The organism is Hyphomicrobium sp. DMF-1 (genome assembly GCF_027886585.1).
Classification (GTDB): Bacteria; Pseudomonadota; Alphaproteobacteria; order Rhizobiales; family Hyphomicrobiaceae; genus Hyphomicrobium_C; species Hyphomicrobium_C zavarzinii.
On the sequence record NZ_CP115706.1, the window covers coordinates 3,964,789 to 3,978,666 of the forward strand.

General features: G+C 64.3%; 18 protein-coding genes. 12 read left to right on the top strand and 6 right to left on the bottom strand.

Going from position 1 to position 13,878, the window contains the following annotated elements; translation table 11 throughout:
• Positions 1-4: 4 nt before the first annotated feature.
• From PE058_RS18100 to PE058_RS18145, 10 genes are all read left to right on the top strand, one after another.
• Positions 5-271, top strand: a complete 267-nt coding sequence (locus PE058_RS18100) for a hypothetical protein (protein ID WP_020085091.1) — start codon at positions 5-7, stop codon at positions 269-271.
• A 123-nt stretch (positions 272-394) separates the two neighbouring features.
• Positions 395-769 (top strand): DUF1810 domain-containing protein, encoded by a 375-nt coding sequence (locus PE058_RS18105; RefSeq protein ID WP_271029006.1) that lies wholly within the window; start codon positions 395-397, stop codon positions 767-769.
• A 142-nt stretch (positions 770-911) separates the two neighbouring features.
• Positions 912-1,232 carry a YbaB/EbfC family nucleoid-associated protein gene (locus PE058_RS18110; RefSeq protein WP_020085089.1) on the top strand — a complete coding sequence of 107 codons (321 nt, stop codon included), beginning with the start codon at positions 912-914 and terminating at the stop codon, positions 1,230-1,232.
• A 173-nt stretch (positions 1,233-1,405) separates the two neighbouring features.
• Positions 1,406-2,620: a saccharopine dehydrogenase family protein gene (locus PE058_RS18115; RefSeq protein ID WP_020085088.1), complete on the top strand. Its 1,215-nt coding sequence runs from the start codon at positions 1,406-1,408 to the stop codon at positions 2,618-2,620.
• A gap of 137 nt (positions 2,621-2,757) precedes the next feature.
• On the top strand, positions 2,758-4,098 hold the full coding sequence (locus PE058_RS18120) for a hypothetical protein (RefSeq protein ID WP_020665366.1): 1,341 nt from the start codon (positions 2,758-2,760) through the stop codon (positions 4,096-4,098).
• Positions 4,099-4,407: 309 nt separating this feature from the next.
• A complete protein-coding gene (locus PE058_RS18125) occupies positions 4,408-4,809 on the top strand; it encodes a hypothetical protein (RefSeq protein WP_271029007.1) in 402 nt (133 codons plus the stop codon).
• A gap of 95 nt (positions 4,810-4,904) precedes the next feature.
• A complete protein-coding gene (locus PE058_RS18130) occupies positions 4,905-5,468 on the top strand; it encodes a hypothetical protein (protein ID WP_271029008.1) in 564 nt (187 codons plus the stop codon).
• On the top strand, positions 5,465-5,887 hold the full coding sequence (locus tag PE058_RS18135; RefSeq protein ID WP_271029009.1) for a hypothetical protein: 423 nt from the start codon (positions 5,465-5,467) through the stop codon (positions 5,885-5,887). The genes PE058_RS18130 and PE058_RS18135 overlap by 4 nt, the downstream gene beginning before the upstream one ends.
• A gap of 186 nt (positions 5,888-6,073) precedes the next feature.
• Entirely contained in the window at positions 6,074-7,213 is a 1,140-nt protein-coding gene (nspC, locus tag PE058_RS18140; protein ID WP_271029010.1) for a carboxynorspermidine decarboxylase, read from the top strand.
• A gap of 129 nt (positions 7,214-7,342) precedes the next feature.
• Complete coding sequence (locus tag PE058_RS18145) at positions 7,343-7,870, top strand: hypothetical protein (protein WP_020085083.1); 528 nt, start codon at positions 7,343-7,345, stop codon at positions 7,868-7,870.
• 96 nt (positions 7,871-7,966) lie between these two features.
• Here PE058_RS18145 and PE058_RS18150 read toward each other — a convergent pair whose 3' ends face one another.
• The 4 genes from PE058_RS18150 to PE058_RS18165 all read right to left on the bottom strand — a co-directional run bounded on the left by PE058_RS18150 (position 7,967) and on the right by PE058_RS18165 (position 10,928).
• Positions 7,967-8,233 carry a hypothetical protein gene (locus PE058_RS18150; RefSeq protein WP_271029011.1) on the bottom strand — a complete coding sequence of 89 codons (267 nt, stop codon included), beginning with the start codon at positions 8,231-8,233 and terminating at the stop codon, positions 7,967-7,969.
• Positions 8,234-8,537: 304 nt separating this feature from the next.
• Positions 8,538-8,738: a hypothetical protein gene (locus tag PE058_RS18155; protein WP_156827286.1), complete on the bottom strand. Its 201-nt coding sequence runs from the start codon at positions 8,736-8,738 to the stop codon at positions 8,538-8,540.
• 226 nt (positions 8,739-8,964) lie between these two features.
• A complete protein-coding gene (locus PE058_RS18160) occupies positions 8,965-10,359 on the bottom strand; it encodes a glutamate--cysteine ligase (RefSeq protein WP_020085081.1) in 1,395 nt (464 codons plus the stop codon).
• Positions 10,360-10,484: 125 nt separating this feature from the next.
• On the bottom strand, positions 10,485-10,928 hold the full coding sequence (locus PE058_RS18165; protein WP_271029012.1) for a hypothetical protein: 444 nt from the start codon (positions 10,926-10,928) through the stop codon (positions 10,485-10,487).
• Positions 10,929-11,066: 138 nt separating this feature from the next.
• Between PE058_RS18165 and PE058_RS18170 the strand changes: the two genes are divergently transcribed.
• Positions 11,067-11,393, top strand: coding sequence for a hypothetical protein (locus PE058_RS18170; RefSeq protein ID WP_020085079.1), 327 nt, complete (start codon positions 11,067-11,069; stop codon positions 11,391-11,393).
• Here the strand turns inward: PE058_RS18170 and PE058_RS18175 are convergent.
• Positions 11,390-12,337: a bifunctional riboflavin kinase/FAD synthetase gene (locus PE058_RS18175; RefSeq protein ID WP_271029013.1), complete on the bottom strand. Its 948-nt coding sequence runs from the start codon at positions 12,335-12,337 to the stop codon at positions 11,390-11,392. The two genes, PE058_RS18170 and PE058_RS18175, sit on opposite strands and share 4 nt — an antisense overlap.
• A 41-nt stretch (positions 12,338-12,378) precedes the next feature.
• Positions 12,379-12,810 (bottom strand): MaoC family dehydratase, encoded by a 432-nt coding sequence (locus PE058_RS18180; protein ID WP_020085077.1) that lies wholly within the window; start codon positions 12,808-12,810, stop codon positions 12,379-12,381.
• 216 nt (positions 12,811-13,026) lie between these two features.
• On the opposite strand from PE058_RS18180, the gene PE058_RS18185 reads away from it, so the two are divergent.
• Positions 13,027-13,803, top strand: coding sequence for a DUF1013 domain-containing protein (locus PE058_RS18185; RefSeq protein ID WP_026867890.1), 777 nt, complete (start codon positions 13,027-13,029; stop codon positions 13,801-13,803).
• The last annotated feature ends 75 nt before the right edge of the window (positions 13,804-13,878 follow it).

Consider the following 13,878-nt stretch of genomic DNA (forward strand, 5'->3'; position numbering starts at 1 on the left):
ATGCATGCGCTCACTCGCACTTTCGGCCACCGCGTTGCTGCTCGCGGCTGGGCCTGTTCTCGCCGCTTCGGAGGGCAAGTTCTCCAAGGCGACAGTTGACGGGATCACCAAGTCCCTCGAAGCCGACGGGTGCAAGCTCGGCGAGATCCACTCCGGTGATGGCCGCTACGACATTTCCGGAGCGCAATGCGCGGACGGCGTCTACACGGTCTCCGTCGACACCAACTTCAAGATCATCGAAAAGAAGAAGAAGCCGGAGCCGCCCAAGTAGGCGCGCACGCTCAGCGACATCCGATCGGGAGGATGGCCGGGGATCGCCCGGCCGTTCTTTTCTGGGCGATGGAACCGGCTGGCACTCTCCGGCACTACCTTCGGCAAAGGAGGAGCCGCCCGCATGGATGACGCCTTCGATCTGCAGCGCTTCGTCGATGCCCAATCGCTGGTCTACGAGACCGTGTTGCGCGAGCTTCGCGCGGGGCGGAAGACCACGCACTGGATCTGGTTCATCTTCCCTCAGGAGACCGGGCTCGGCCGCAGCGCCATGTCTGAGCGCTACGCGATTGCCTCCCTGGATGAAGCACGCGCCTATCTCGCCCATCCCATTCTCGGACCGCGGCTCAAGGCATGTACGGACCTCGTCCTGTCGCACCGCAACGTGCCGCTCGAGGACATCCTCGGCGAGCTCGACGCCAAGAAATTCAGGTCGTCGATGGACCTCTTCCGGCGGGCGGGCGCGGAGTGGGCGCGGATACCTCGGGATTCGACATGACGCGGTGCGGGCCGAGAAGAAATGATCTAGGATTCAGGTTCGGGCAGTAGGGAGTGAGGCAGTGGGCAGTCGTGATGGCGCCTTGCCTTCCCCTGACTGCCTCACTGCCAACTGCCTTTACTGCCGGCCGAGAGGAGCACCGATGAAAGACCTGATGGGCATGATGAAGCAGGTCAAGGACATGCAGGACCGCATGCAGCGCCTCCAGGAGGAGCTCGGCGCGCTCGAGGTTGCAGGCTCGGCCGGGGGCGGCCTGGTGTCGGTCACGCTCAGCGGCAAGGGTGACATGAAGCGCGTCCGCATCGACCCTTCCCTGCTCAAGCCCGAGGAAGCCGAGATCGTCGAGGACCTGATCGTGGCCGCCACGTCGGACGCCAAGTCCAAGGTCGAAGCCAAGCTCCAGGAGAAGATGAGCGAAGTCACCGGCGGGCTTCCGCTGCCGCCCGGCATGAAGCTTTTTTGACGGTTTCCCCTCCAGCACTCCGGTTGCTGAAAAAAAACTTCGCCTCAAAGGTCACGAAAGGCCTTTGAGCTGTTGTATTTCGCGAAGTTCTGCCCTATCTGCGCACGCTTGCTCAAAGTGCGGGTGCACGCGAGCTCTTTGGTTAAACTCTCATCCAGGAAGGGAGCTTCGCCTTGGACAGCGTTCTCATCATCGGTGCCGGTGCGGCAGGTTCGGTCACGGCGCAGAAGTGCGCCATGAACCGCGACGTGTTCAAAAAGGTGCACCTCGCCTCGCGGCGGCTCGAGAGCTGCGAGAAAGTCGCCAAGCAGTGCAAGACGCCGATCGAGATCTCGCAGGTTGACGCCGACAAGGTGGACGAGGTCGTCGCGCTGATCGAGCGCGTGAAGCCCGATCTTCTGATCAACATGGCACTTCCCTACCAGGATCTGCCGATCATGGACGCGTGCCTCAAGACCGGCGTGCACTACATGGATACCGCCAACTACGAGCCGCGCGACGTCGCGAAGTTCGAGTACTCCTGGCAGTGGGCCTATCAGGACCGCTACAAGGACAAGGGCATCATGGCGGTGCTCGGCTGCGGCTTCGATCCCGGCGTCTCGAACATCTTCTGCGCCTACGCGCAGGAGCACCTGTTCGACACCATCGACACCATCGACATCATCGACTGCAACGACGGCAGCCACGGAAAGTCGTTCGCCACCAACTTCAATCCGGAGATCAATCTCCGCGAGGTGACGCAGCGCGGCAAGTACTGGAAAGACGGCAAGTGGATCGACATCGATCCGCTGTCGATCTCGTGCATGATCGACTATCCGGAAGTGGGCCAGCGCAAGAGCTACCTCATCTATCACGAGGAGGAGGAGAGCCTTGTCCAGAACATCAAGGGCCTGAAGCAGATCCGCTTCTGGATGACGTTCTCCGACAACTACATCAAGCACCTCGACGTGCTGCAGAGCGTGGGCATGACGCGCATCGACCCCGTCATGTACAAGGGCACGCCGGTGATCCCGATGGAGTTCCTGAAGGAGCTGCTGCCGCCGCCGTCCTCGCTCGGCGAGAACTATACGGGCCGCACGTCCATCGGCTGCATCATCGACGGCAAGAAGGACGGCAAGCGCAAGACGGTGCTCATCTATAACGTCTGCGACCATGCCCAGTGCTACAAGGAGACGGGCGCGCAGGCCGTCAGCTACACGACGGGCGTTCCGCCGGTCGTGGGCGGCATGATGGTGTTCAAGGGCGCATGGGAGGGCCGCGGCGTGTTCAACGTGGAGCAGCTTCCCTCGAAGCCGTTCCTCGACGAGCTCGGCAAGCAGGGCCTGCCCTGGCACGTGAAGGACATCACGCCTGCCGACCAGGCCGAGCTGTTCGCGGTCAAGACCTGATCCGCGGTTACTGCGAGGTATTTGTTCGAATGGGCGGCTTCGGCCGCCCATTTTTTTATTCACATCACACGCTTTTCCAAGTGAGATGGCCGGCGGCCGAGGCGGGTATGGCTCGGCCGAATTGGGGGATCAGCTCGATGCAGGATACCGTGCAGGCTTACTTCGCGGCCGGGACCGACGCCAACGCGGCGCCGGTCATCGTGACCGTGCACGGGACCAACGACGCGCACCCCGACGACGAGGGCCAGCGCTGGTGGCAGCGCGGCTCCAAGTTCACCCAGCGTCTCGTCGACAGCCTGGCGGCGCGAGGCATTCCGCAGGCGGAAATCCTGCCGCTCCACTGGTCGGGACAGAACTCGGACTTCGATCGCCTCAAGGGCGCCGAGGATCTCGCGCGCACGCTACGCCGCCTCGACCGCGAGGGACGGCAGCACGCGGTGATCGCCCACAGTCACGGCGGCAACGTCACTGTGGAGGGGCTCACACGCGTTCCCGCCTCGCCGCGCCGGGGCGGCATCATCTCGTTCGGCACGCCATTCTTCCTGCGGCGCCTCAAGACGGTGCCGATGCTGATCGCACTGTTCCAGACCGTGCTCGGGCTCATCATCCCGCCGATCATGGCGTGGTACCTCGCGGAAGCGCTCTCGTCCGACACCAACAAGAAGATCGAAGCGGTGGTGCTGTTCGGCGGGCTTGGCGCGCTCGGGCTGTGGAGCCTCGCCAAGGGCGTGCGCAAGCTCGGGCGGCGGCACTTCGCCAACCGGCTACTCGCGCGCTCGCTCGCGCCGTCGCAATGGCTCGTCGTTCACAGCCCGCGCGACGAAGCCATGCAACTGCTCGAAACGGCCGCGCAGATCTCGCCCCAATACGTGAAGGCCAGTGCGGCGCTGCGGTCGCTCACGGCGTTCGCCTCGCTGGCCGGCGTTGCCGTCACGGTGGCGTTCTTCGCTTGGAACGCGCGCTACTTCCTCGATCCGATCATCACGAAAGTGCAGGCGGGCGAATTCGGGCTCGGGACGGCCGCGGACCTCACGTTCCTTCTGCTCGTTCCGGTGATCTACGGGCTGGTGTTCTTCACGGTGTGGGCGATCGCGCGGGCGGGCGGCGCGTGGCTCTATGCGAAGATGCTCACCAGCGCCATCCATGGCGGCGTGATCGGCGCGGCTTTTGGCGGCGACGGGCATTACAAGCTCGTCGGCGTGACGCGGCTTCCTCCCTATGTCGGCCAAGCCAAGGAGCAGCGGATCGAAGCCGTCGATCTCGGCGGTATCGACGATGCGGCGCTGTTCGTTGCCGCGCAGAGCCTTTACAACAGCGTCGTCGCCAGCGACGGACCGGAAGGCGGCATCGCCAATCCCGATCAGATGTGGAAGCGCCTTTCCGACGCGCTCTATCACAACGCCTACATGCGCGACGACGGCGTCATATCCTCCGTCGCAGACCATCTCGCGGGCACCTGGCAGAGGCGGGAACGCTGAACGCACACCAGCGTCGAGACGGAAAAATCAGCAGAGGCATGGAATAAAATATCGCCCTCGCAAGGCCGTCTTGCGGGCGATTGTGGCTTCGCACGTCCTCATTTGAATCACAGAATCGCAGGATCTTTCTTCATGTGATTCGACTCGTGCCCGCGTGGAACAAGATCGGGCACATACGCCTTTGACGTAGGTCGCATTTTTCAAAGACGAACCCTGTGTGCGTTTCGTCCCGTTGCTCGCAGCCCTGTGGCGTCAGGGGAGCCGGATCGAATTTTCGTCGAAATGCTCTTTAGAGACGGGGAACAGCCAATGGCTCATCTTTCAGAAAAACTCGCGGAAATGCACCGCCGGCTTGCCGAGAACACCCAGGAGGAGCAGGCGCTCGTCCGGGCCCTCAACGCGGCACTCAATCACGTGGACGAGAAGCTGCTTTCGGAAATCCGTCACGTCACCGCGCAGCACGAAGCGCGGCGCGCCGTGATCATGAACGAACTTCAACTGCTGGCGACGCGGCTTTGCGCCTTCCCGGTCACCGCCGCCGAGCCCATGGCCGCGATCGAGGACGATACGCATGCCGCGCGAGCCGCTGCCAACGGGCACGCGCACAGGAGCGGGGCCGCCACGCACGCGCCCGGCAACTGGCGGATCGCGGCGCAGAACATCCAGGACGACCTGGATTTCTTCACCGACCCCCAGCCGTCGAGCCACTGACGGGCACACGCCGCCCTTTGCGGGCGGTTGATACCGAAGCCGCGGGCCGTTACACACCTCGTCCCAGGTGTGTTTGAAAGGCTCGCGGTTTTTTCATGTTGTTTCGTACTCGCGTTCTCGGCGCAGCGGCGGCCTCGCTGCTTTCCGTTCTGCCCTGCGGCCTCCGCGCCGCCGACATCGATCTTTACGCGTGGCAATTTTCGGAGAATCTGGACCCCGCCGACCCGAAGGCGGCCTCCGCGCAGCTCATCTACGGCATTCCCGAGACTGACGACATTCAGGTTGCAGGCACCTGCGCGGCGGCGAGTGCCGACGACGCCGTGCCGAGCATAACCTTCGGCTTGGACGTCAGCGCGCTCCAGTCGGGTGTCGAGACCGACTTGAAATTCACGACCGGCACCGTGGAGCACACGGTCAAGGGCCGCGTTCAGCTTGCCGAGTACGAGGAAGGCCTCGATGGCGTCGTTGCATCTCTCGCGCCATCCGACCCGCTCTGGACGCTGATGTCTCAAAAGACGGAGTTTTCGTACTCCGTGGCGGGAGCGAGCCCGGCCAAGGCGTCGCTCGAGCGGGGCCGTGAGAATATCGGCAAGTTTCTCGATGCTTGCCGCAGATACGCGGCGCAGGCGACGCCTCCGGGCGAGAAGGGCAAGCCATGAGCGAAGGCGAAATCCTCTCCATCCGCAACGAATTGACGGGGCTCGTTATTTCAGTCGTCTCCGTCAGCTTCGGCATGATCTCGGCCTACATCGTGGGCCTGTGGCTGTTCCTCAAGAACGCGCCGCTGATCCTGCGCCTCCTGGCCTTCCTGCTCATGTCCTGCGGGCTCGCCTTCATGGGCGTGCTGACGGGCGGCCTCAACGCGCTGCTGCTCGGCACCGAACGGGCCTGGAGCAAGCTCGGCACCACCTCCGTGGGCATTCCGAGCTTCGGGAGTGAGAGGCCCGAGTTTCTCTATGGCCTGTCGATGTACGAGGCTTCCGCCGCCCTCGGCTGCATCGCCTTTCTCGCGATCTATATCGCCCTCTTCTTCATCACGTTCTTCTACCGCTGGCCGGAGGACGAGGGGAGGAATTAGCCAATTACGGGCTAGGCTCTGGAGCATACGATCCGAAGCCTCGGATCGTATGCTTCTGGTTTTTGACCCGTCGCATTTTCTTACGACGAACCGAGGGTCCACTTCGCCGGAAAATGCTCTAGAAGTCGTCATACGGCGATGCCATATAGCGCGCTCGACTTTGTCCTTCGCCAGATTGGTCAGCGCATGAACCCTCAGTTTCCCGATGACATCCGCACGCCCGCCTACGTCCTCGACGTGGCCGCCTTGAAGCGGAACCTCGCGACCGCGACCCGCATCAAGCGCGAGGCGGGCGTCAGGATCCTGCTCGCCACCAAAGCCTGGGCCATGCCGGCGGCGTTTCCGATCCTGCGCGATGGGCTCGACGGCACGACGGCGTCGGGAGAGTACGAGGCGCGCATGGGGCGCGAGGAGTTCGGCAAGGAGGTGCACGTCTACGCTCCCGCCTACGGACCGGGCGAGGTGGAGCGCCTCACGCACATCGCCGATCACATCTATTTCAACTCGCCCGAGCAGATCGCGCTCGGCCTGCCGCTCGCCAAGGCCGCTGGGCGCGAAGTCGGCATCCGCATCAACCCCGGCTACTCGAACGCCACTGTGGGCGGGGCGCTGTACGATCCCTGCGCGCCCTGCTCGCGCTTCGGCACGACGGCCGAGGACATCGACCAGCTTCCGTGGGACGAGATCGACATCTTTCACGCACATGCGCTCTGCGAGTCGCTGGCGGACGGATCAGCCGGCCTTATCGCGCACGTGGCGCGCAACTTCGCGCCCTACCTTAGGCGCGTAAAGGCGGTGAACTTCGGCGGCGGGCACTTCATCAACAAGCCGGGCTACGACGTCGACAAGCTGATCGCGGCGCTCAAGGCGTTCCGGGCGGAGTTCGGCATCGAGGTGTATCTCGAGCCGGGCGCGGGGCTGGTGGTCGACACTGGCTATCTGGTCTCGACCGTAATCGGGCTCACGCGCAACGTGAAGGATATCGCCATTCTCGACGCGTCCGCCTCGACGCACATGCCGGACGTGCTGGAAGTTCCGTATACGCCGCCGGTGCTCGGCGCGGAGAAGCCGGACGTGCTGGCACACAGCTACATCCTGGGCGGCAAGACCTGCATGACGGGAGACGTGATCGGCGAATACTCGTTCTCCGAGCCGCTGAAGCCCGGCTCCCGCGTCGTGTTCGGCGACATGATGCAGTACTCCTTCGTGAAGAACACGACCTTCAACGGCACGCCGCTGCCGGATCTCGCCATGCTGCACGAGGATGGGCGCTACGAGGTGGTGCGGACCTTCGGCTACGAGGATTTCCGCAGGCGGCTCGGATAGCGCGTCACCTCGGTACTTTTTTGCGGCGCGCCGGACGGCGGCATCGGTTGCAGAGCCGTCCGGCCCGTGTAACATTCCAGACGGTGGGACATAACTCGTTCGGGGGCTCGACAAACAGGAGGCCCGTGCATGTCCACGTCTGCGAAATTCGAGCGAAGCGTCCTCAGCCACGACGAGTTTGAAGTCGTCAAAGGCACGCATCATCCGGCGATCTACCAGCTCGACGACCTGAAAGCGCTTCAGGACCTGCAGGGGCGGCTGCGAACCCTTCGTAGCAAGGAGCGCACGCTCGCGCGCCAGAAGCGGCGGGAGGTGCGTGGCAAGGCCGACGCGCGCGGCAAGAGTTTTCCCGCGACCGCCGAGCAGCCGCTCAAGCGCAAGCAGATTTTCGCGGCGGCGCTGAAACGCGTGAACAACGAGATCCGTCGCGTGCGGGTTCTCGATGCGCGCGCCCAGCATGTGGACGCTGCTCACAAGGCGCTGCGCCTGCGCCGCGAGGCCAACTTCATTCATCATCCGGTGGAGAAGACGGCGAGCGAGGGGATGAACCCGCTGCCGAATAAGCGGCGGCGCTCGCACATTCCGGGTAGCCAGGTGGGCAGCGTCTCACAGGCGACGAAAGTCGCGCAGGCGAAGAAAGACGGACGCGCGAGCTGATACGGCGTGCCTCAACGTAGAAGAGGGCCGCCTCTCCTTTCCGGAGTGGCGGCCCTCGTCTCTTGCGCCGCGCGGGCTCCGCACGAAGCGAGCGACCTATTTCTTCTTCTCGGCCTTCTTCTCCACCTTCTTCACCTTCTTGGCCTTTGCCTTTTTCGCCTTCTTGGCTTTCTTGACCTTCTTCTTGTGCTCGGCTTTGGCCTCGTGCTTCTTCGCGTGTGCCTCGCGCTTCAGCGTCACCTCGGAGACGGCGCTCTCGCCATGGTGAGCAGGTACCTTCGGCAAGGCAACGGCCAGCGTGCTCGCCGCGGCCAAAGCAACCAGGGCAGCGCCGACGGCCGCCGACAACTTCAACGTCTTCATGATCTCTCCTTCACTGTGAACCGATGCCAGCCTGGAGAGAACGGCATCGGCCCCCGCCCTGCTCGCCCCCTCCATGCCGCGAATGCCTGGGGCCTGATCTTCAATCCCCCAAATCCTTCGCAGGACCGATGATCACGCTTCGGACGTACGAGATCCGGGAGCGACCATGGCCGCAGGTGAAGCTATTGAGGGGTTCGAACGGAGGGAAAGATTAAAAGCTCATAAGCAGCGCAACGCGTCCGCGCAGGAGACCATCCGGCTGCGGAGGAAATAACGTGCGACGGTGATTGAAGCGATAGCCGCGCTATCGCTGAGCGCGGCAGGACTGGAGGCAGCGCGTCAGCTCGGCGCCGCAGCTCGGGCTGTCCTTGGTGGCGCGGCGGCAGGAGTTCTCCTGCGCATAGCACCGCTTCGCGCAATCGTTGGCGACCGTCACGGATGGCAGAAGGGCCGAGAACGCGCCCAGACACAGGGCGGCGATCGCATATCGAATAGTACGGCTCATCAATCGACCTCCCTGCTGGAAAACCTTCTGTCACATTGGACTGCGCCCGCCCCGTTCCGCGCCCCTCGCGCAGGAACATGGTTTACGCTCCGCACGATGAACGCCACCTGAACCGGACGTCAAGTGACGGGCTCCATTTAGGTTGCCGAGACATGGTGGAAAGGGCGCCGGGAGTGCCGCCCACCTGTTCATAAGCGGGCTCGGCAGAAGCGGCCACGACCGCGGATTAGAACGCAAATTCCTCGAAGATATGATCGATGTTGCCGTGCCAGGGGCCCTCGAAACGTTCGATCAGCTCGTCGGCCACCGTGCGGCCCGCCGCGACCAGGCGCTGGAGCGGCGCGAGATAGATGGTTTCGTCCTGGCTTTTTGCGTTGATCTGGCGCCTGTTCTTGAGGCCCATGTGCGAAATGCGAAGCGCGGTACGGGCAAGCTCCTGCACATTGGTGTCGCGGAAGGGCGCGGCGAGCGCCAGCCGGGGCACGGCCGCTCGCAGCTCGTTGCGCTCCTCGGCGGTCCAGGTCTTCACCATGTCCCAGGCCGCGTCGAGCGCTGCCTCATCATAGAGCAGGCCGACCCAGAAGGCGGAGAGCGCGCAGATGCGCGGCCAGCGTCCGCCGTCCGCGCCACGCATCTCGAGGAAGCGCTTCATGCGGACCTCGGGGAACAGCGTCGTGAGGTGATCGGACCAGTCGTCGAGCGTGGGCAGCTCACCGGGTAGCGCTGCGAGCCTGCCCTCCATGAAATCGCGGAACGAGGCGCCCGCGACATCGATGTAACGGCCGGCGCGGTAGACGAAGTACATCGGCACATCGAGCGCGTATTCAACGTAGCGCTCGTAGCCCATTCCATCCTCGAAGACGAAGGGCAACATGCCGGTGCGGCGCGGATCCGTTTCACGCCAGACCTCGCTCCTCAGCGACTTCATGCCGTTGAGGCGGCCCTCGGTGAACGGGGAGGACGCAAAAATCGCGGTGGCGATCGGCTGCAGCGCGAGGCTGACGCGCAGCTTCTTCACCATGTCGGCTTCGCTGCCGAAGTCGAGGTTCACCTGGATGGTGGCCGTGCGATACATCATGTCGAGGCCGCGCTTGCCGACCGTCGGCATATAGCGAGTCATCACGGCGTAGCGCTGCTTGGGCATATGCGGCGTCTCAGCCAGCGTCCACTTGGGCGAGAAGCCTACGCCGAGAAAGCCGATGCCGAGGTCCTCGCCCACGTCCAGCACCTCGTTCAGGTGCTGCTGGGTTTCATCGGCCGTCTCGTGAAGCGTGCGAAGCGGTGCGCCCGACAGCTCGAATTGCCCGCCGGGCTCCAGGCTGATCGTGCCGCCCGCCTCTCCATCGGGCCGCTTCAGGGCGATGATGTTGTCGCCTTCCTTGATCGGGTCCCAGTCGTAGCGCGCCATCATGTGCTCCATGAGGGCGCGGATGCCGCGATTGCCCTCATAGGGCACGGGGCGCAGCGTTTCGGTCTGGAAGACGAACTTCTCGTGCTCGGTGCCGATGCGCCAGTCGTCCTTCGGCTTCTCGCCGGCCGCAATCCAGGCGACGAGTTCGTCGCGGGATCGCACGGGCGGGCTCTTGGCCCCATCCTGGGCCCCATCCTGGCGGGTCGACATGTGTGGGGCCTCTGGCAGTCAGAAGGATAGGCTCGGTACTCGGCACGAGTTATGGCGAGCCAAGCGCGGCGAAACAAGGGGGGTGCGGCGGCCGGGGATCTTCCCGAAACGCACCGTCAGACCGATCAGCGCACGCTTGCAGGCGGAAGGCAGGCCTCGACCTCGCGCGGATTGTCCGGAATGGCTTCCGAACGTACGCAGGCTTCGAGGCGCCGGATCATAACCGAGCCGTGGTTCGGGCGCAGACAGTCGACGAAAAGGCGAACGCCGCGCGAGGCACAACCCTCGATCTCCGCCATGATGAATTGGGGTGCATCAACATCCGGACGCCGGTCGCGCGAAATGAAGATATTCGGCTCGATGATCACGCCGGGGCGCCTGTTAGGGCGATCGTGGTCCGGGCGGCCGGGTGCCGGGCGATCCGGGCCCGGGCGATCAGGCCCTGGGCGGTCCGGGACGCCCGGACGGTCCCAGCCTGGACGCGTATCGCCCGCAGCCGGAAGCACCGCGGCCACGCAGGCCACAGCCGCGCACAGGGTTCGCAGGAACAAACTCGCCTTGGCTTGCATGACCATCCATCCGCAAGATGCGCGTAAGCCTGCCCGCAGGCTTCGCGCCAGCCCGCCATGATAGGGAGGAATACGTAAACGAATCGCTCCGGGGGCCGAGCCCGGCCCCTGCGGCTGGTCGCGAGAGGGAGGTCCGCGATGAAAAACGAGGCGCTCCTCGCCGGTGGCATCATCGTCGCTGCGATCGTCGTGGCGGCATTCACGCTCGATGGCGAGACCGTTCCGAACAAGAAGATCGCCGGCGGATCGGAGGCCTGCACCTATCACGCAGGACCGATGGACGCCGAGCTCATCGACAAGGGAGGGGACGCCGGCCAGCGCATCCTGCGCGAAATTCTGGCTCTCGATCGCAAGTGCGAGTACGTGACGCTCGCGCTGCCGGATGGGACGCGCCAGATCATGAAGCTCGGCAAGGAAGGGCGGAAGCCGGGCGAGCCCGGACCGCCCAGCATCACCGTCTTCTAGCCCCTGCTCGGGGCCTGCGGCTCGGCGGCGAGGATCTGGCGCGCCTTGGCACAATCGGCCTCCATCTGGCGCACCAGCTCCTCCGAGGTCGCGAACTTGCGGTCGCTGCGGACCTTCTCCACGAAGCTCACCTCGATCTCGTGGCCGTAGATCTTCTCGTCGAAATCGAAAAGGAACACCTCGAGCACCGGCTTGCCGTCGTCGAACGTCGGCCGCGTGCCGAGATAGGCGGCGCCTTCGAGCTCCTTGCCGTCGAGCTTCACGCGGACGGCGAAAATGCCATGCCCCAGCCCGGTTCCCTTGGGCATGGCGACATTCGCCGTCGGAAACCCTAGCCCCGTGCCCCGCTGAGCCCCGCCGATCACGGGGCCCCTCACCCGCCACTGACGCCCCAGCGCGTGGGCCGCGCCGCGAACGTCTCCTTCGGCGAGCAGAAGGCGGATGGCCGTCGAGGAGAACGGCTCGCCGCGCTCGGCAACCGGCTCGACCACAGTCACTGCAAAACCATGCGCTTTTCCGGCTTCGCGCAGCGTCTCGGCCGAGCCCGTGCGGTTGCGGCCGAAGAAGAAATGGTAGCCGACCACCACGTGCGAGACGAAGAGCGCTCCGACCAGAATGTCCTCGATGAAGCGGCCTGCATCGAGCCCCGCGAGCGTGGCATCGAAGGGAAGGACGACCGCGAGATCGAGGCCGAGCTCATCGAGTACGGCGAGCTTCTCCTCATGGGGCGTGAGGTGGAAATGCTGCTCGTCCGGCGCGAAGAACTCGCGCGGGTGGGGCTCGAAGAGAAGCACGCCAGCAGGGCGGCCGATGCGGCGCGCCTCCTCCTTGGCTCGCGAGATCAGGACCCGGTGGCCCCGATGCACGCCGTCGAAATTGCCAAGCGCCAGCACGGCGCCCTTGGCTTCGGGCGGCACGGAGCTGGAGCCGTTGACTATGAGCATGTCGTGTTCTCTCGTGCGCGGCGAGCTTCTCCGCCCGCGCATCACGCAGGGCGGCTCGGAACCATGAGCTGGGCTTCGCCGGTGAGGACGGCCTTGCCGTTCACGGCGCACACCGTCTCGAATCGCGCGCGCTTCTTTTCCGGAATGAGCTCGACGAGCTTAACAGTGGTCACCACCGTATCGCCGATCTTGACGGGCGCCTTGAAGGCCAGCGTCTGGGAGATGTAAATTGCTCCAGGGCCCGGGAGCTTCATGCCGAACACGGCAGAGATGTAAGCCGCCGATAGCATGCCGTGCGCGATGCGCTCCTTGAAAAGGGTCGTCGCTGCATAGGCCGCATCGAGATGAACCGGATTGCGATCGCCCGAGATGTCGGCGAACGCCGTGATGTCCGCATCGGTCACCGTGTTGGTCACAGATGCTTCCTGGCCAACCGCAAGGTCCTCGAAATACGTGATGTTGTTAACCGTCATGTGCTCATTCCTGCCGCTGACCTCGGTTCCGGCCTTTGTCTACCGGGCAGGCGGTCCGTGTGCAACTCGCGGAACTGCGGGCCCCGGTGCGTAAAAAGCAGACACGCAGGTGTTGCAGCCGACGGAGGGATCGCGCTATAAGGCGTAATCCCCAAATTCCTAATCCCACTATTGGCCTTCGCAGCCTGTCGCCGCGAAAGCCCGGAGAGAGCCGCTATGAGCGATCGTAAACCCCTGATGCCGAAGGCCACAGCCGTTTGGCTGGTGGAAAATACCTCGCTCTCGTTCGAGCAGATCGCAGTGTTCTGCGGCTTGCATGTGCTCGAGGTCAAGGGCATCGCCGATGGCGACGTGGCGCAGGGTATCAAGGGCCTCGACCCCGTCACCTCGAACCAGCTCACCCGCGACGAGATCGAGGCGGCCGAGAAGGATCCGAGCCGCCAGCTCCACATCGCCGAGCCCAAGGTGGTGATGCCCGAGACGGCGGTCTCCAAGCGCGGCCCCCGCTACACGCCGGTCTCGCGCCGTCACGACAGGCCGAACGCCGTGCTCTGGCTGCTGCGCAATCATCCGGAGCTGAAGACGAGCCAGATCATGCGTCTCGTCGGCACCACGAAGCCGACCATCGCCCAGATCAAGGATCGCACGCACTGGAACTCCGCGAACCTCGTGCCGCAGGATCCTGTTACGCTCGGCCTCTGCTCGCAGACCGACCTCGATAACGAAGTGAAGAAGGCGGCGCGCCGCATGGAGCGCGAGCAGCGCGAAGCACACCGCGAGGCGATCCGCGCCGGCACTCTGCTGCCGACGGAAGAGACGACCGCCACCGCAGAAGGCGAGGAGGGCTTCCGCCCAACGGCCGAGATCGTGCAGCCGAAGGAGACTTCGGAAGAGCGCGAGGAAACGCCCGCCGAGGAAGAGGCCCGCGTGTTCGCCAAGCTCAAGGAGCTTTCGTCGGGCAGCGAGGGCAAGGACGAAGGCGAGGACGACTGAACTCGTCTGCAGCGCCAGCACCGCTTGGCCTTCTAATTCCACGTACTCGAGCGCGGCCGGTTGCAGTCAACCGGT